17 protein-coding genes and 1 riboswitch are annotated in these 15,298 nt (G+C 55.3%); of the genes, 12 read left to right on the top strand and 5 right to left on the bottom strand.

Translation table 11 applies throughout. The features are described from left to right. The first annotated feature begins 14 nt into the window (after positions 1 to 14). The 4 genes from RTX96_RS00340 to htpX all read left to right on the top strand — a co-directional run bounded on the left by RTX96_RS00340 (position 15) and on the right by htpX (position 4,444). Positions 15 to 512: a GAF domain-containing protein gene (locus RTX96_RS00340; RefSeq protein ID WP_312669806.1), complete on the top strand. Its 498-nt coding sequence runs from the start codon at positions 15 to 17 to the stop codon at positions 510 to 512. Positions 513 to 609: 97 nt separating this feature from the next. Continuing rightward, entirely contained in the window at positions 610 to 1,302 is a 693-nt protein-coding gene (gene proQ, locus RTX96_RS00335) for an RNA chaperone ProQ (protein WP_103819377.1), read from the top strand. A gap of 19 nt (positions 1,303 to 1,321) precedes the next feature. Beyond that, positions 1,322 to 3,370 carry a carboxy terminal-processing peptidase gene (prc, locus tag RTX96_RS00330; RefSeq protein WP_103819378.1) on the top strand — a complete coding sequence of 683 codons (2,049 nt, stop codon included), beginning with the start codon at positions 1,322 to 1,324 and terminating at the stop codon, positions 3,368 to 3,370. Positions 3,371 to 3,562: 192 nt separating this feature from the next. Further along, the gene (htpX, locus tag RTX96_RS00325) at positions 3,563 to 4,444 is read left to right on the top strand and encodes a protease HtpX (protein ID WP_042391315.1); all 882 of its coding nucleotides are present in this window, start codon (positions 3,563 to 3,565) and stop codon (positions 4,442 to 4,444) included. A 44-nt stretch (positions 4,445 to 4,488) separates the two neighbouring features. Here the strand turns inward: htpX and RTX96_RS00320 are convergent, their stop codons facing one another. Further along, positions 4,489 to 5,859 (bottom strand): MFS transporter, encoded by a 1,371-nt coding sequence (locus RTX96_RS00320; RefSeq protein WP_312669805.1) that lies wholly within the window; start codon positions 5,857 to 5,859, stop codon positions 4,489 to 4,491. Positions 5,860 to 6,036: 177 nt separating this feature from the next. Between RTX96_RS00320 and kdgR the strand changes: the two genes are divergently transcribed. The 8 genes from kdgR (at position 6,037) to rlmA (ending at position 12,134) form a co-directional block, all read left to right on the top strand. After that, entirely contained in the window at positions 6,037 to 6,828 is a 792-nt protein-coding gene (gene kdgR, locus RTX96_RS00315) for a DNA-binding transcriptional regulator KdgR (RefSeq protein WP_042391313.1), read from the top strand. 145 nt (positions 6,829 to 6,973) lie between these two features. Beyond that, on the top strand, positions 6,974 to 7,117 hold the full coding sequence (gene mgrB / locus RTX96_RS00310; RefSeq protein WP_103819381.1) for a PhoP/PhoQ regulator MgrB: 144 nt from the start codon (positions 6,974 to 6,976) through the stop codon (positions 7,115 to 7,117). A 74-nt stretch (positions 7,118 to 7,191) separates the two neighbouring features. After that, positions 7,192 to 7,482, top strand: coding sequence for a YebO family protein (locus RTX96_RS00305; RefSeq protein ID WP_103819382.1), 291 nt, complete (start codon positions 7,192 to 7,194; stop codon positions 7,480 to 7,482). 24 nt (positions 7,483 to 7,506) lie between these two features. Next, the gene (locus RTX96_RS00300; RefSeq protein WP_312669804.1) at positions 7,507 to 8,526 is read left to right on the top strand and encodes an MBL fold metallo-hydrolase; all 1,020 of its coding nucleotides are present in this window, start codon (positions 7,507 to 7,509) and stop codon (positions 8,524 to 8,526) included. Between the two features lie 411 nt (positions 8,527 to 8,937). Continuing rightward, a complete protein-coding gene (locus RTX96_RS20825; RefSeq protein WP_141092923.1) occupies positions 8,938 to 9,081 on the top strand; it encodes a DUF2627 domain-containing protein in 144 nt (47 codons plus the stop codon). A gap of 12 nt (positions 9,082 to 9,093) precedes the next feature. Further along, on the top strand, positions 9,094 to 9,303 hold the full coding sequence (cspE, locus tag RTX96_RS00290; RefSeq protein ID WP_001062678.1) for a transcription antiterminator/RNA stability regulator CspE: 210 nt from the start codon (positions 9,094 to 9,096) through the stop codon (positions 9,301 to 9,303). A 213-nt stretch (positions 9,304 to 9,516) separates the two neighbouring features. Next, positions 9,517 to 11,256 carry a peptidoglycan glycosyltransferase FtsI gene (gene ftsI / locus RTX96_RS00285; RefSeq protein WP_312669803.1) on the top strand — a complete coding sequence of 580 codons (1,740 nt, stop codon included), beginning with the start codon at positions 9,517 to 9,519 and terminating at the stop codon, positions 11,254 to 11,256. 62 nt (positions 11,257 to 11,318) lie between these two features. After that, complete coding sequence (rlmA, locus tag RTX96_RS00280) at positions 11,319 to 12,134, top strand: 23S rRNA (guanine(745)-N(1))-methyltransferase (RefSeq protein ID WP_312669802.1); 816 nt, start codon at positions 11,319 to 11,321, stop codon at positions 12,132 to 12,134. On the opposite strand, the gene mntP is transcribed toward rlmA, so the two are convergent. The 4 genes from mntP to RTX96_RS00260 form a co-directional block, all read right to left on the bottom strand. After that, the gene (gene mntP / locus RTX96_RS00275) at positions 12,131 to 12,697 is read right to left on the bottom strand and encodes a manganese efflux pump MntP (RefSeq protein WP_141092924.1); all 567 of its coding nucleotides are present in this window, start codon (positions 12,695 to 12,697) and stop codon (positions 12,131 to 12,133) included. The two genes, rlmA and mntP, sit on opposite strands and share 4 nt — an antisense overlap. A gap of 2 nt (positions 12,698 to 12,699) precedes the next feature. Further along, a riboswitch (yybP-ykoY riboswitch) is annotated at positions 12,700 to 12,886 on the bottom strand. A 196-nt stretch (positions 12,887 to 13,082) separates the two neighbouring features. Further along, complete coding sequence (locus RTX96_RS00270; RefSeq protein WP_312669801.1) at positions 13,083 to 13,541, bottom strand: DUF986 family protein; 459 nt, start codon at positions 13,539 to 13,541, stop codon at positions 13,083 to 13,085. 57 nt (positions 13,542 to 13,598) lie between these two features. Further along, on the bottom strand, positions 13,599 to 14,450 hold the full coding sequence (locus RTX96_RS00265) for a PTS mannose transporter subunit IID (protein WP_181016592.1): 852 nt from the start codon (positions 14,448 to 14,450) through the stop codon (positions 13,599 to 13,601). Between the two features lie 12 nt (positions 14,451 to 14,462). Then, the gene (locus RTX96_RS00260; protein WP_103819389.1) at positions 14,463 to 15,263 is read right to left on the bottom strand and encodes a PTS mannose/fructose/sorbose transporter subunit IIC; all 801 of its coding nucleotides are present in this window, start codon (positions 15,261 to 15,263) and stop codon (positions 14,463 to 14,465) included. Positions 15,264 to 15,298 lie beyond the last annotated feature (35 nt).

Here is a 15,298-nt window from a genome sequence, read left to right as displayed (position 1 = left end):
CAAGTGATTGAATAATGAACAAAAGTGAATTTTACGCGGAGTTGAACCGCGATTTTCAGGCATTGATGGCAGGTGAAACCAGTTTTTTAGCGACGCTCGCCAATAGCAGCGCGCTGCTGTTTGAGCGCCTTGAGGGCGTTAACTGGGCCGGATTTTACCTGCTGGAGGGCGATACGCTGGTGTTAGGCCCGTTCCAGGGCAAGATTGCCTGCGTCCGCATTCCGGTAGGCCGCGGCGTCTGTGGTACGGCAGTAGCGCAAAATAGCGTTCAGCGTGTGGAAGATGTCCATGCCTTTGACGGGCATATCGCCTGCGATGCCGCCAGCAACTCAGAGATCGTCCTGCCGCTGGTGGTAAAAGGTAAGATTATTGGCGTGCTGGATATCGACAGCACGGTATTTTCGCGCTTCACCACCGAGGATGAACAGGGGCTGCGCGAGCTGGTTTCGCACCTTGAACGCCTGCTGGAAGCGACCGATTATCAAAAATTCTTTGCGAGCGACGCAGTATAATCAACGGATAACGTAGCATTTACTGATGGGGTCATTATAATGACGCCTGTTCATGCCTGCGGCTTGTTGGCAACGTCCGTTGTAATCAGGAAATTTCATGGAAAATCAACCTAAGTTGAATAGCAGTAAAGAAGTTATCGCCTTTCTGGCCGAACGTTTTCCTCACTGTTTCAGTGCAGAAGGTGAAGCGCGCCCCCTGAAAATTGGTATTTTTCAGGATCTGGTAGAGCGCGTTGAAGGAGAGATGAGCCTCAGCAAAACTCAGCTTCGCTCTGCGCTGCGTCTTTACACCTCAAGCTGGCGCTACCTGTATGGGATCAAAGCAGGGGCGACTCGCGTCGATCTGGACGGCAATCCGAGCGGCGTGCTGGATGAACAGCATGTTGAACACGCTCGCAAACAGCTTGAAGAGGCGAAAGCCCGCGTCCAGGCCCAGCGTGCTGAACAGCAGGCCAAAAAGCGTGAAGCTGCTGCGGCGGCCGGCGAACAGGAAGATGCGCCTCGCCGCGAGCGCAAACCGCGTCCTGCACCGCGCCGTAAAGAGGGCAACGAGCAACGTAAACCCCGCGCTGACAAACCTGCCGCGAAACCTCAGCGCGCACCGCGTGATGAGCCACAGCATACGCCAGTATCCGATATTACTGCGCTGAATGTGGGTCAAAACCTCAAGGTGAAAGCGGGCAACAACGCAATGGACGCCACTGTACTGGAGATCACCAAAGACGGTGTTCGTGTACAGCTGACCTCAGGCATGTCGATGATTGTACGCGCAGAACATCTGTTGTTCTGAAACGGAGGCCAAGCCTGGCATGAACACTTTGTTTAAGCGCACCGCGTTGGCTGGCCTGTTCCTGATCGCAGGGCAGGCCTTTGCCGTTGAAGATATCACGCGTGCCGATCAGATTCCGGTACTTAAGGAAGAGACCCAGCATGCAACGGTCAGTGAGCGCGTCACCTCGCGTTTCACGCGTTCCCATTACCGCCAGTTCGATCTCGATCAGGCGTTTTCGGGCAAGATTTTCGATCGCTATTTAAATTTGCTGGATTACAGCCATAACGTACTGCTGGCAAGCGACGTTGAGAAGTTTATGCCGAAGCGCAGCGTGCTCGGCGACGAACTGCGCACGGGTAAACTCGACGTCTTTTATGAGCTTTATAACCTGGCCCAGAAGCGCCGGTTTGAACGCTATCAATACGCGCTAAAGGTGCTTGAGCGGCCGATGGATTTCACCGGCAACGACACCTTTAACGTTGATCGCAGCAAAGCGCCGTGGCCGAAAGACGAAGCGGAGATGAACGCTCAGTGGGATGCGAAGGTGAAGTTCGATGAGCTGAGCCTGAAGCTGACCGGCAAGGATGAGAAAGAGATCCGCGAGACCCTGACCCGTCGCTATAAGTTTGCTATTCGCCGTCTGGCGCAAACCAACAGTGAAGATGTCTTCTCTCTGGCGATGACCGCCTTTGCTCATGAGATTGACCCGCACACTAACTATCTTTCTCCGCGTAACACTGAGCAGTTCAATACCGAGATGAGCCTCTCTCTTGAGGGGATCGGGGCGGTGCTGCAGATGGACGACGACTACACCGTGATCAACTCAATGGTGGCGGGTGGTCCGGCGGCGAAGAGCAAAGCGATAAGCGTTGGCGACCGTATCGTTGGCGTCGGCCAGCCGGGCCAGAACATGGTGGATGTTATTGGCTGGCGTCTTGATGACGTTGTTGCCCTGATCAAAGGTCCGAAAGGGAGCAAGGTACGCCTTGAGATCCTGCCGGCCGGTAAAGGGACCAAAACCCGTATCCTGACCCTGACCCGTGAGCGGATCCGCCTGGAAGATCGCGCCGTGAAAATGTCGGTGAAAACCGTCGGCAAAGAGAAAGTGGGCGTGCTGGATATTCCAGGCTTCTACGTTGGCCTGACGGATGACGTCAAGGTGCAGCTGCAGAAACTGGAAAAACAGAACGTTAGCAGCGTGATCATCGACCTGCGCACTAACGGCGGCGGCGCGCTGACCGAAGCGGTCTCGCTCTCCGGTCTGTTTATTCCGTCCGGTCCGGTGGTGCAGGTGCGAGATAACAACGGCAAGGTGCGCGAAGACAGCGATACCGACGGCGTCGTCTACTATAAGGGCCCGCTGGTGGTGCTGGTTGATCGCTTTAGCGCCTCGGCCTCGGAGATCTTTGCTGCCGCTATGCAGGACTATGGTCGGGCGCTGATCGTCGGCGAGCCGACCTTTGGTAAAGGCACGGTGCAGCAGTATCGCTCCCTGAACCGCATCTACGATCAGATGCTGCGCCCTGAGTGGCCGGCGCTGGGTTCGGTGCAGTACACCATTCAGAAATTCTACCGCGTTAACGGCGGCAGCACGCAGCGTAAGGGCGTGACGCCGGATATCATCATGCCGACCGGCAATGAAGAGACCGAAACCGGTGAGAAGTTTGAAGATAATGCGCTGCCGTGGGATAGCATCAACGCCGCAACCTACGTGAAGTCTGGCGATCTGACGCCGTTTATGCCGGAGCTGCTTAAGGAGCATGACGATCGTATTGCTAAAGATCCGGAGTTCCAGTACATCCTGAAGGACATTGCTCGCTTTAATGCCCTGAAAGATAAACGGAACCTGATTTCGCTCAATCTTGCCCAGCGCGAGAAAGAGAACGCAGAGGACGATGCGATTCGCCTGGCTCGCCTGAACGATCGCTTTAAACGCGAAGGCAAGCCGATGCTGAAGAAGCTCGAGGATCTGCCGAAGGATTATCAGGAGCCGGATCCCTATCTCGATGAGACAGTGCATATAGCACTCGACCTGGCGCATATCGAGAAAGAGAGTCCGCCAGCGCAGCCCGCTAAGGCACAGTAAACCCCAACAGGCACAAGAGATTGTGCCTGTTTTTTTAACAAGCGTATCGCGGCGTAAGCCTGCCGCGTCAAAATGTAAAGTTGTGTCTTTCTGGTAACTTACGCGCGGGTTATGCTTGAAAATAGTCAATATACCCATACGATGTGGGTAGTCGCATAGTGCGTTTTGTTAAGTTGAGGTTAAAAGAAAATTATGATGCGGATCGCGCTCTTCCTGTTAACGAACCTGGCGGTCATGCTGGTCTTCGGGCTGGTGCTCAGCCTGACGGGTATTCAGTCGAGCAGCGTTCAGGGCTTGTTGATCATGGCGCTGCTGTTTGGTTTTGGCGGCTCGTTCGTTTCGCTGTTAATGTCGAAGTGGATGGCCCTGAAGTCGGTCGGAGGGGAAGTCATTGAGCAGCCGCGCAACGATATGGAGCGCTGGCTGATGAACACCGTGGCGCAGCAGTCGCAGCAGGCGGGCATCGCGATGCCGCAGGTTGCTATCTATCACGCCCCGGACATTAACGCCTTTGCTACCGGCGCACGGCGTGATGCGTCGCTGGTTGCGGTGAGTACCGGTCTGTTGCAGAACATGAGCCGTGACGAAGCTGAAGCGGTTATTGCCCACGAGATCAGCCACATCGCGAACGGTGACATGGTGACCATGACCCTGATCCAGGGCGTGGTGAACACCTTTGTTATCTTTATCTCGCGTATTCTGGCGCAGATCGCCGCCGGTTTTATGGGTGGCAATCGCGACGAGGGCGAAGAGAGCAACGGCAACCCGCTGATCTACTTTGCCGTGTCGATGGTGCTGGAGCTGGTGTTTGGTATTCTGGCAAGCATTATCACTATGTGGTTCTCCCGTCATCGCGAATTTCATGCCGATGCCGGTTCAGCCAAGCTGGTGGGCCGCGAGAAGATGATTGCTGCTCTGCAGCGTCTGAAAACCAGCTACGAGCCGCAGGAGGCTAGCACGATGATGGCCTTCTGCATCAACGGGAAATCAAAATCCCTGAGCGAGCTGTTTATGAGCCACCCGCCGCTGGATAAGCGTATTGAAGCCCTGCGCAGCGGTGAGTACCTTAAGTAACACCAGCAGTTGTAATAAAAAGCGCGTCAAATGACGCGCTTTTTTTATGCCTGCGGTTTCTGCGTCATCCGCAGTCCACTGACGGCAGCGGCGATGGCGGCCAGCACGGCAGCGAAGAGCAGGGCAACGTGCGTCGCGTGATCGGTAAAAAGATTAAACATCAGCGCCACCAGTGCGGCCCCGATGCTCTGGCCGAGGAGGCGCGCGGTGCCCAGCATGCCGCTGGCTCCGCCGCTGCGCTGGCGAGGGGCGGCGGTGATAATGGTGTGGTTATTGGGCGACTGAAATAGCCCAAAGCCTGCGCCGCACAGCATCATCCGCCAGATGATATCGATATCTGACGGCGCGGCGGGCAAAAGCGCCAGCGCCAGCAACCCGGCAGCCATTACCGCGAGCCCCACCGCGCCCAACAGCCCGGCGTGCACCCGCTCAATCAGGTACCCCGCCAGCGGTGCCATGACCATTGTGGCCAGCGGCCACGGAGTCAAAAGCAGACCGGCCTCTACTTCACTGCGGCCCAGCACGGTTTGCAAGAAGAAGGGCAGCGAGACCAGGGCCAGCATCTGGGCGCAGAATGAGCAGATTGAAGTGCAAATGGAGAGTGAAAACAGCGGAATGCGCAGCAGATCCACCGGCAGCAGCGGCACCGGGAGCCCCAGCTGGCGACGTATAAAGAGATAGCCGATGACCAGCATGGCAACCCCTTCCACAGCGATAAGCGTCAGGGATTGCCCCTGCGCAAAGCCCCCAAGCGCCAGGATCAGCAGGCCAAAGGTGAGGGCGTTCATCACTGCACTGGGCAGATCGAAGCGTGTGGTGCTGCGACGCGGTGGGTTAGCGGGCAGATAGCGCATCGCCAGCAGCAGAGAGATAATCCCCAACGGTACGTTAATCAGAAACAGCCACTGCCACGATCCTACGGCCAGGATCGCTGCGGCGATGGTAGGGCCAGCCGCAGAGGAGACCGCCACGACAAACGAGTTGATGCCCATCCCCCGGCCCAGGCTGCGCTGAGGATAGATAAGGCGAATCAGCGCCGTATTGACGCTCATCAGCGCTGCGCCGCCAAAGCCCTGCGCGATACGGGCCAGGGTCAGCATGGTGAGCGAGTCGGAGAGGGCGCAGAGAAATGAGGTGGCGGTAAAGAACGCCAGCCCGCACTGATAAACCCGCCGATAGCCAAACATATCTCCCAAAAATGCAAAGGAGAGCAGAGAGATAACAATGGCAATCTGATAGGCGTTAACAACCCAGATCGAGCTCGCTGGGGAGACATGCAGATCGCTGGCGATAGTTGGCAGCGCCACGTTGGTAATAACGCCATCGAGCACCGCCATTGCAATGCCAATGATGATGGTCAGTATTGCCCCGTAGCGCTGCGGTATCGGCAGGCCATCGGTAAAGGGTTTATTCATAGTAATTATGTGTTTATGCTGAAATTATTATCGTGGTAACGATTCTACCAGTCTAACCGCCTTTTTATATCGCAGATTTGTAACGAAGTTAACAAACTGGCATTGCGGCCGACCCGCGACGAAATTATAATAAAAACCTATTCTAAATTTTATAAAACACTCGCGATGAGGTGATTAATGGCAATCGCAGATTTGGACAAGCAGCCAGATTCTGTCTCTTCAGTATTGAAGGTCTTTGGCATTCTGCAGGCGCTCGGGGAAGAGCGGGAAATTGGCATTACTGAACTGTCGCAGCGTGTGATGATGTCAAAAAGCACCGTCTACCGCTTTTTGCAGACGATGAAATCTCTTGGCTACGTGGCTCAGGAGGGCGAGTCGGAGAAGTACTCCCTGACGCTCAAGCTCTTTGAACTCGGCGCGCGCGCGCTGCAAAACGTTGATTTAATTCGCAGCGCTGATATCCAGATGCGTGAGCTGTCGCGCCTGACTAAAGAGACGGTGCACCTTGGCGCGCTGGATGAAGACAGCATCGTCTACATCCATAAAATCGACTCCATGTACAATCTGCGCATGTACTCCCGCATCGGCCGCCGCAACCCACTCTACAGCACCGCCATTGGTAAAGTACTGCTGGCCTGGCGCGATCGTGAGGAAGTTAAACAGATCCTTGAGGGCGTTGAGTACAAGCGCAGCACCGATCGCACCATTACCACGACTGACGATCTGCTGCCGGTCCTGGATACGGTCCGCGAACAGGGCTATGGGGAAGATAACGAAGAGCAGGAAGAGGGGCTGCGCTGCATCGGCGTACCGGTCTTTGATCGCTTTGGCGTCGTGATCGCTGGCCTGAGCATCTCCTTCCCAACGCTGCGCTTCTCTGAAGAGCGACTGCATGAGTATGTTGAGATGCTGCATACCGCAGCGCGTAAGATCTCTGAGCAGATGGGCTACAACGACTACCCGTTCTGATAGTAAACGCCGCGCCAGACGCGGCGTTTTCATCTCTATTTCCCTTCACAGCGGTTTCCTCAACGGTCAGATAGCGTTACAGTTAGCTCCGGTTTAATATCCCGGGAGTAACCTGTCTGCATAAAACGTTGATTCGGAGAGAAGAGTGAGAAAGTTTCGGGGGCTGCTTGTGATTGCCATTCTGGTAATTTGCCTGATGCTCTGGACCCAAATGCTCAATGTGATGTGCGATCAGGACGTACAGTTTTTCAGTGGTATTTGCGTTATCAATAAATTTATCCCCTGGTAGCGGCATTTTTGCTTAGAGACATTCCCTTCCTTAATGCCAGTGGTAAGATAGCGCGTCAACATTGAGGTAGTGTAATGAACGAAGTACTGAATTCGGGCGCGTTTAATCTTGTGTCCCTGGTCATCTCTCTGGTGGTACTGGTCGTTGGGCTGGTGCTGTGGTTCTTTGTTAACCGGGTCAGCTCCCGCGCTAACGAGCAGATCGAACTGCTTGAAGCGCTGCTGGATCAGCAAAAGCGACAGAATGCGCTGCTGCGTCGCCTTTGTGATGCCAATGCGCCGGAGAAAGCCGAGCCGGAAGCGAAAGCTGGGGCAAAAGTGCAAACCGACGGCGACGATTTTATCCGCCTGGTGGCTGAGCGCTAGCGGCAGTGAAAAAGGGGGCGAGAGATGGCATGGAAAAATCCCTGGTATAATTCGGCCCTGACTCACCATACGCCCCAGGGGTTTCGTAATTTGACCCCTGGCGGCCATCAACCCGGTGACGTTGAGCGCTGGCAAAAAGAGCGCCGCGCCGCCGGGCTTCCGCATCCTCCCGAAGGCGGCTACGACGGTTTTCTTCAGCAGTGGTGGCAGCGCGCCGAAATAGGCGGCAGCGAGGATGGGGTCTGGTGGCTGGGCCATGCCAGCATGCTGCTTCGTCTGGACGGCTGCTATCTGCTGGCCGATCCGCTCTTCTTTAATCGCGCCTCCCCGGTACGTTTTAGCGGGCCGCTGCGCAAAAGTCCCGCCCCCCTGAGCGTTAACGAGCTGCCTGCGCTGGATGCTATCCTTATCTCGCATAACCACTACGATCATCTCGATACCCGCACCATCCGTGCGCTGCTAAAACGTTTTCCAGACGTCACGCTATTTGTCCCGCTCGGGCTGGGCCGCTGGTGCCGCCGCCACGGCGTGCGCCACGTTGTTGAGCTTGACTGGTGGCAGAGCTTTACCTTCCAGGGAATGACCCTAAGCGCCGTACCCGCCCAGCACTGGAGCATGCGTACGCCGTGGGACAGGGACCGCTCACTTTGGTGTGGTTGGGTGATAGAGTCCCGGGCGCACCGCTTCTGGTTTGCCGGCGATACGGGTTATACGCCGGATCTGCTGGCGATCCCCGAGCGGCTGGGTAGACCCGACGTCGCTGCACTGCCGGTAGGCGCCTATGCCCCACGCTGGTTCATGTCCGTCCATCATATGGATCCGCAGCATGCGGTTTCGCTCTGGCAGCAGATCGGCGAGCCGCTGGCTTTTCCTATTCACTGGGGCGTTTTTGAGCTGGCGGATGAAGCCATCGACGAACCGGCCCGCGAGCTGGCGGCGGTATTAAACGAGACGGCAACGCAAACTGATAACTTCAGGATCCTGAAAATAGGTGAGTATTTATCTCTCGACGCTCCGACTATTAAAGAGATCGGACTAGCCTAAAGCGGTTATATAAACGCTATTATTTTTAGCGAAACGTTTTTATTGCTTTGAATTGATGCAGTGTCATTAAACTTTCATTATTTTGGTGCAGTGGTTGCACTAATTGCACAACAATTATTCGGTAGTCAACTTACCCATTTCTGTGCAGAGTGAAAATGGCGATGACACTCACCCATTCTCATGATTTTTCAGTAAGCTAATGCACAAAAATTGCTAACTACATGCTCTATTTAGCCATTGTAAACTTCACGCTGGACGAAACGACATGACTGCGCTAGGTTAGTTGCACACCTGCTGTTCTGCTTGCCGCTGAATTTGTGCGACAGATCCAGACATCATTAAAAATGGCTTGCCATAATTAACGTTGTATGTGATAACACGGTGTAGGTTAAACGAGGTACAGTTCTGTTTATGTGTGGCATTATCAGTATAGAAGTTCTGAGTAAACACGTTGTCGTTGAATACTGCTTCTCTGCCGAACCTTATTTAGTGCCTCATGCAGTAATGTCTCAGTTTCATCTCGGTCAATGCCTGCGGGCTAAGAAAACACTCTAAGGAATTTTGCAAATGGCAAAGATTAAAGGTCAAGTTAAGTGGTTCAACGAGTCTAAAGGCTTTGGTTTCATTACGCCTGCTGACGGCAGCAAAGACGTGTTCGTACACTTCTCTGCAATCCAGGGTAATGGCTTCAAAACTCTGGCTGAAGGCCAGAACGTTGAGTTCGAAATTCAGGACGGCCAGAAAGGCCCAGCAGCGGTTAACGTTACTGCTATCTGATTTTCCTCCACTGCTTGAGCGCCATTGGCGCATCAATGTCAGCGTAAAAGCCTCGCCGCGTGCGGGGCTTTTTAATGCTTGTTTTTCAAAATGTTACTGTAAGAGCGCCCATTCGTCTTTTGTTGCAAAGCCATACCGTTATTAGCACACTTTTTTCCCTTTCTTAGCTTGTTTCCTGTCAAATCAGCGGGTTAATCCGTTTCAGGAGTCAAGGTGAAAAAGCACTCTTTTTCCAGTAACTATACCCCTCTACGCTTTGCCTTACTCTGCGTGGCTATTATCTGCGCGCTGGGCCTGCTGCTGGGCCGCACGGCCTGGCTCCAGGTTATCTCGCCGGAAAAGCTGGTCAAAGAGGAGGATATGCGATCGATTCGGGAAGAGAAGATAGTGCCGCCCCGGGGGATGATCGTCGATCGTCACGGGCTTCCGCTGGCGGTAAGCGTACCGGTCAGCGCGATCTGGGCCGATCCTAAAGTCATCAACAGCAGCGGTGGGGTGAGCATTAGCCCGCGCTGGCAGGCGCTGGCCAGTGCGCTGCATATGCCGCTGAGCGAGATTGCCGATCGCATCCGCCATAATCCCAAGTCCCGTTTTATCTACCTTGCCCGCCAGCTCGACCCACAGCAGGCAAAATGGATCGATAACCTCAACCTGCCGGGTATCAATCTACAAGATGAGTCGCGCCGCTTTTATCCCAGCGGGCACGTTGCTGCTAACCTGCTTGGCTTCACCAACGTTGACGGGCAGGGGATCGAAGGTATTGAGAAAAGTTTTAACGCTCAGCTTACCGGCAAGCCCGGTCTGCGCCGGGTGCGCAAAGATCGCCACGGACACGTCATTGAAAATATGACTGAAACGCCAGCCGTCCCGGCGCACACGCTCATGTTGAGTATCGATAAACGCCTGCAAACCCTGACTGAAGATGCACTCGATAACGCTGTCAGCTGGAATAAAGCTGAATCGGGGGCCGCGGTGCTGGTGCGTATCCAGACCGGTGAAATCCTGGCGATGGCCAGCTACCCCGACTTTAACCCCAACAACCGCAGCGGCGCGACGCTCGATGACTTTCGCAACCGTGCCATTAGCGATACCTTTGAACCAGGGTCGACGGTGAAGCCGATGGTGCTGATGGCTGCCCTTAAGGAGGGCATCGTTCAGCCTGACAGCGTGGTAGATACTCATCCCTATACGCTCGACGGTCACCGCATTCGCGACGTGGGATATTACCCGGAGCTCACCCTCACCGGCATCCTGCAAAAATCGAGTGATACCGGGGTGTCCCGCCTGTCGCTGGCGATGCCAATTCAGCGCCTGCTGGATACCTATAAAGCGTTCGGCTTTGGCAGCTCTACAGGGCTGGGGCTGACCGGGGAGAGCAGCGGCGTATTGCCGGTGCGCAGATACTGGGGTCAGCTCGATCGTGCAACCTTTGCGTTTGGCTATGGCTTAATGGTCACCCCTCTGCAGCTGGCCCACGTCTATGCCACCATCGGCAGCTTTGGGCTTGCGCGCCCGCTCTCCATTACCCGCGTCGATCCGCCGGTAGTGGGCACACAGATCATGCCGCAGGAGATTGTGCATGAGGTCGAGCACATGATGGAGAGCGTCGCTCTGCCGGGCGGGGGCGGGATCAAAGCCGCCGTGCGCGACTACCGCGTAGCGGTGAAAACGGGCACCGCGAAGAAGATCGATGAGAACGGCAAATATGTTGATAAATATATAGCCTATACCGCTGGCGTTGCCCCTGCCAGCAAGCCTAAGTATGCGCTGGCGGTAGTGATAAACAATCCGCAAAACGGTGCTTACTATGGCGGGGCCGTGTCGGCCCCCGTGTTCAGTGAGATTATGGGTAGCGTCCTGCGAGCACAAAATGTCAGGCCAGACGGCATGGCTCCCGACTCAAGCCATTTAGTTGTACTGAATTCCCACGGCGGCGAGGCTCCGCTGCGTTAAGGCATTTCCCGCAGCGGCAATTGGCGTTACACTTTCGCCCTTTCTCTCTGTCCGGAGTTGCTATGTCCTTCACCTGTCCGCTATGCCACGCGCCGCTGCTGCGTACCGATACATTCTATGTCTGCCCGCAGCGGCACCAGTTTGATATAGCGAAAGAAGGGTATGTCAACCTGCTGCCCGTGCAGCACAAGCGTTCGCGCGATCCCGGCGACAGCGCGGAGATGATGCAGGCCAGGCGCGCTTTTCTTGATGCCGGGCACTACCTGCCGCTGCGCCAGACGCTAGGCGAACTGCTGGATGCACGCCTGCCTGCAAAGGCTGACGCGCTGTTGGATATCGGCTGTGGAGAGGGATATTACACTCACGCCTTCGCCGAGATCGCTCGTCAGCACGGGGCGGAGACCTTCGGTCTTGACGTCTCCAGGGCAGCGGTGCGTGCGGCCGCGAAGCGCTATCCACAGGCGATGTTCTGCGTGGCCTCCAGCCACCGCCTGCCGTTTGATGCCCAAACGCTGGATGCGGTGGTGCGCATCTATGCGCCCTGTAAAGGCGAAGAGCTGGCGCGGGTAGTGAAACCAGAAGGATGGGTGATTACCGCCGCGCCGGGGCCCCGGCATCTGGTGGAGCTGAAGGGGCTTATCTATGATGAGGTACAGCTTCACGCTCCGCAGAGTGAAAAACTAGAGGGGTTCACGCTGCGGGAGCAGCGCTCGCTGGGGTATGGAATGAAGCTAAGCGGCAGCGAAGCCGTGGCGCTGTTGCAGATGACGCCGTTTGCCTGGCGGGCAAAGCCGCAGGTGTGGGAGACGCTGCAGGAGATGGCGCAGTTTAGCTGCGAGGCAGATTTCAGCATCCAGTGCTGGCAGCGCGACGCTTAAGGGGCGAAGTGGCTCCAGAGGATCTGGATGCCAATACCGATCAGCACCACGCCGCCGAGGATCTCGGCCCGTTTGCCCAGCAGCGGACCGATAAATTTGCCGATCATCATGCCGAGGGTGGACATGATCAGAGTGGCGCAGCCGATGGCGAGGGCGGTAGTGATAATATTGACCTGCAAGAACGCCAGGCCGACGCCGACGGCCATAGCATCCAGGCTGGTGGCGATGGCGGTGGTCACCAGCAGCCAGAAGCCGTGGCGGCGCAGGGGTGCAGACTCTTCATCAGGCTGGCAGCGCATGCCTTCCAGCACCATTCGGCTACCTAAAAATACCAGCAGCAAGAAGGCAATCCAGTGGTTCCACTCCAGCACAAACTGGCTGGCCAGCATACCTAATCCCCAGCCAATCAACGGTGTCAGCGTCTCAATAACGCCGAAGATCAAACCGGTGCGCAGGGCGTCAGAAAATTTGGGTTTGTGCAGCGTGGCACCTTTACCAATGGAGGCGGCAAAGGCATCCATCGACATGCCAAAAGCGAGCAGAAGGGTGGCGGATAGGTTCATACAAGCGTCCTGACCGGGAAATCCATATGACACATCACTGCCCCCAGTAATCAGCAGTTGATGCGTCTATGGTCTCGCCTGACCGAACAGGCTTAGCTATTCGATCCGTACGTGCCACGTTTTGCAACGAGTATGTTGACACGTACATTTCCGGGAACAGGAAATTGGCTACTCCCCAACGACGGGCGCAACCTTAACATATTTTGATAAACTAAAACAATAACCGAAGTGCATTATTTCATTTGGTTGTTGATAGCGATTATCATTTAGATCGAAGAGTAAAAATAACGTTAAAAAAGATGATGACTTACGCGAGGAATAATATAGCCATTGCTATGTTTCAAAGCGGTTAATATTAAAAACATAGTCATGGCTATATTTTAAATTACTGTATTTTAACCATAATATTGTAAATCTTCTCCAGATCGTCGATATTTCGTACACGGATCAGCAGTCGCCGCTGCTCTAATTGCACCACCAGAACGCCATCCTCCGATAGCTGCATCGCGTTAATACGCCCATATTCAATCCAGATATTCGCAAAGAAAAACCCCTTTTCTTTAAAGATGATTTTCGGGGCGCGGATCCAGAAGAGATATATAACCACCAGCGCCAGCATAGATAATAACCATGTGGTTAAAATGGCACCATGATGAGTGACGTTATTATAGATAACGATGGCCAGCAGACCGGTGAAAATCACGCTGTCAGCGCGGCTGCGGCGTAGTAGGGGAACGGTGAGCAGCGTAGCGCCGTGACGGCGTGGCATAACAAATTCGTCATAGATAGCGTAAGCCAGCAGCCCGGCCACGCACAGCACCAGCACATAATCCGTTAACGACATTCATCCTCCAGAAACAAAAACCGGGGGCAGTAGAGCCCCCGGCATCACATCTACCGCTTACAGGCCGAGCAGGCCAACGGCATAGCCCGCAATACCGATGACGAAAAAGCCAACGATGATCCACAGCGGGTTCACTTTCTTACGCAGCAGCCACATACAGGCGAAGGTCAGCAGCAGCGGCACCAGGCCTGGCATCAGCTGGTCAAGGATGGTCTGCACCGTGGTGACATTGGTCTTCCCGGTCTGGTCGGTGATCTCCGACACCACCAGCGGGATATTAACATGCGTCCACTTGTTTACCAGCGCACCCATGACAAACAGCCCGAGGATTGACGCCCCCTCGGTCAGCTTCTGCAGGAAGCCGCCGCCCATATCTTTAACGATATCTACGCCTTTACGGTAACCGTAGGCGACACCGTAGTAGCGGGTCGCCAGGCGTACCAGGTTAAAGAGAATAAAGAACAGCAGTGGACCGAGCAGGCTGCCGCTCATGGCGATCCCCGCCCCAAGCGCAGCAAACACCGGACGCACGGTACCCCAGAAGATCGGGTCGCCGACGCCCGCCAGCGGCCCCATCAGACCCACTTTAATCCCGTTGATCGCACCATCGTCGATCGCTGCCCCATTGGCACGCTGCTCCTCCATTGCCAGGGTAACGCCAAGCACCGGCGCAGCGACGTAAGGGTGGGTGTTAAAGAACTCCAGATGGCGTTTGATCGCCTGGCGGCGCGCCTCGTTATTCTCCGGATAGAGGCGTTTGATAGCCGGGACCATAGAGAAGCAGAAGCCCAGCGCCTGCATACGCTCGAAGTTCCATGAACCCTGGAAGAGGTTAGAGCGGATGAACACGCCGCGGATATCGCCAGCCGTGAGTTTTTTCTCGGAAGTCGTTTTTGTTACATCAACCATGTCGCTCACCTGTTAATCCAGTTCGTTATCGAGATCGTTAGCACCGGCAGCCTGAGCAGGCGCGCCCGCAGAGCGGTTATATTTCGGGCTAAGCTGAATATAGAGAATGGCCATCACGGCACCGATCACCCCCAGTGCCACCAGGTTAAAGTTGGTGAAGGCGGCGGTAACGAAGCCCAGATAGAAGAACGGCATCAGGTAGCCCGCGCGCATCATGTTGATAACCATCGCATAACCCACAACGACGATCATGCCACCGGCGATGTTCAGGCCGCTGGTCACCACTTCTGGAATCGCGTTGAGCATCCCCTGTACTTCGCTGGTCCCTACAGAGTAGGCAACGATCACCGCCGGGATAGCGATACGCATCGCCTGCAGGAACAGGGAAGAGACGTGGATCCAGGAGAGTGCCGTCAGGTTGCCATTTTCGGCCGCCTTATCCGCTGCGTGCTGGAAAGCCACGGTAATGGTACGTACGATAATGGTCAGCACCTGGCCGGCCGCTGCCAGCGGGATAGCCAGCGCAATACCGGCCCCGATGCTCTGGCCACCGGCGATAACCAGCACGGTAGAGATGATGGACGCCAGCGCGGCATCGGGCGCAACCGCCGCACCGATGTTCATCCAGCCGAGGGCGATCATCTCCAGCGTACCGCCGATGATGATCCCTTTTTGCATATCACCCAGCACGATACCGATCAGCGTACAGGCGACCAGCGGGCGGTGGAACTGAAATTCATCCAGCACCGACTCCATACCGGCAATACAGGCAACGATGAACACCAGCACAATCTGAAGAGTGGTAATCTCCATTGTACTTCTCCTATAGCATTACAGATTAAAGTGTA

Source organism: Pseudescherichia sp. (genome assembly GCF_032052675.1).
Classification (GTDB): domain Bacteria; phylum Pseudomonadota; class Gammaproteobacteria; order Enterobacterales; family Enterobacteriaceae; genus Pseudescherichia.
Note: the sequence above shows the minus strand (reverse complement) of the source record. Positions and strands in the feature narration are given on the sequence as shown.

Excerpts from the sequence above, each read along its gene's own strand:
- RTX96_RS00340 (WP_312669806.1), top strand. The coding sequence starts at position 15 with ATGAACAAAAGTGAATTTTACGCGGAGTTGAACCGCGATTTTCAGGCA.
- proQ (WP_103819377.1), top strand. The coding sequence starts at position 610 with ATGGAAAATCAACCTAAGTTGAATAGCAGTAAAGAAGTTATCGCCTTT.
- prc (WP_103819378.1), top strand. The coding sequence starts at position 1,322 with ATGAACACTTTGTTTAAGCGCACCGCGTTGGCTGGCCTGTTCCTGATC.
- htpX (WP_042391315.1), top strand. The coding sequence starts at position 3,563 with ATGATGCGGATCGCGCTCTTCCTGTTAACGAACCTGGCGGTCATGCTG.
- RTX96_RS00320 (WP_312669805.1), bottom strand. The coding sequence starts at position 5,859 with ATGAATAAACCCTTTACCGATGGCCTGCCGATACCGCAGCGCTACGGG.
- kdgR (WP_042391313.1), top strand. The coding sequence starts at position 6,037 with ATGGCAATCGCAGATTTGGACAAGCAGCCAGATTCTGTCTCTTCAGTA.
- RTX96_RS00305 (WP_103819382.1), top strand. The coding sequence starts at position 7,192 with ATGAACGAAGTACTGAATTCGGGCGCGTTTAATCTTGTGTCCCTGGTC.
- RTX96_RS00300 (WP_312669804.1), top strand. The coding sequence starts at position 7,507 with ATGGCATGGAAAAATCCCTGGTATAATTCGGCCCTGACTCACCATACG.
- RTX96_RS20825 (WP_141092923.1), top strand. The coding sequence starts at position 8,938 with ATGTGTGGCATTATCAGTATAGAAGTTCTGAGTAAACACGTTGTCGTT.
- cspE (WP_001062678.1), top strand. The coding sequence starts at position 9,094 with ATGGCAAAGATTAAAGGTCAAGTTAAGTGGTTCAACGAGTCTAAAGGC.
- rlmA (WP_312669802.1), top strand. The coding sequence starts at position 11,319 with ATGTCCTTCACCTGTCCGCTATGCCACGCGCCGCTGCTGCGTACCGAT.
- mntP (WP_141092924.1), bottom strand. The coding sequence starts at position 12,697 with ATGAACCTATCCGCCACCCTTCTGCTCGCTTTTGGCATGTCGATGGAT.
- RTX96_RS00270 (WP_312669801.1), bottom strand. The coding sequence starts at position 13,541 with ATGTCGTTAACGGATTATGTGCTGGTGCTGTGCGTGGCCGGGCTGCTG.
- RTX96_RS00265 (WP_181016592.1), bottom strand. The coding sequence starts at position 14,450 with ATGGTTGATGTAACAAAAACGACTTCCGAGAAAAAACTCACGGCTGGC.
- RTX96_RS00260 (WP_103819389.1), bottom strand. The coding sequence starts at position 15,263 with ATGGAGATTACCACTCTTCAGATTGTGCTGGTGTTCATCGTTGCCTGT.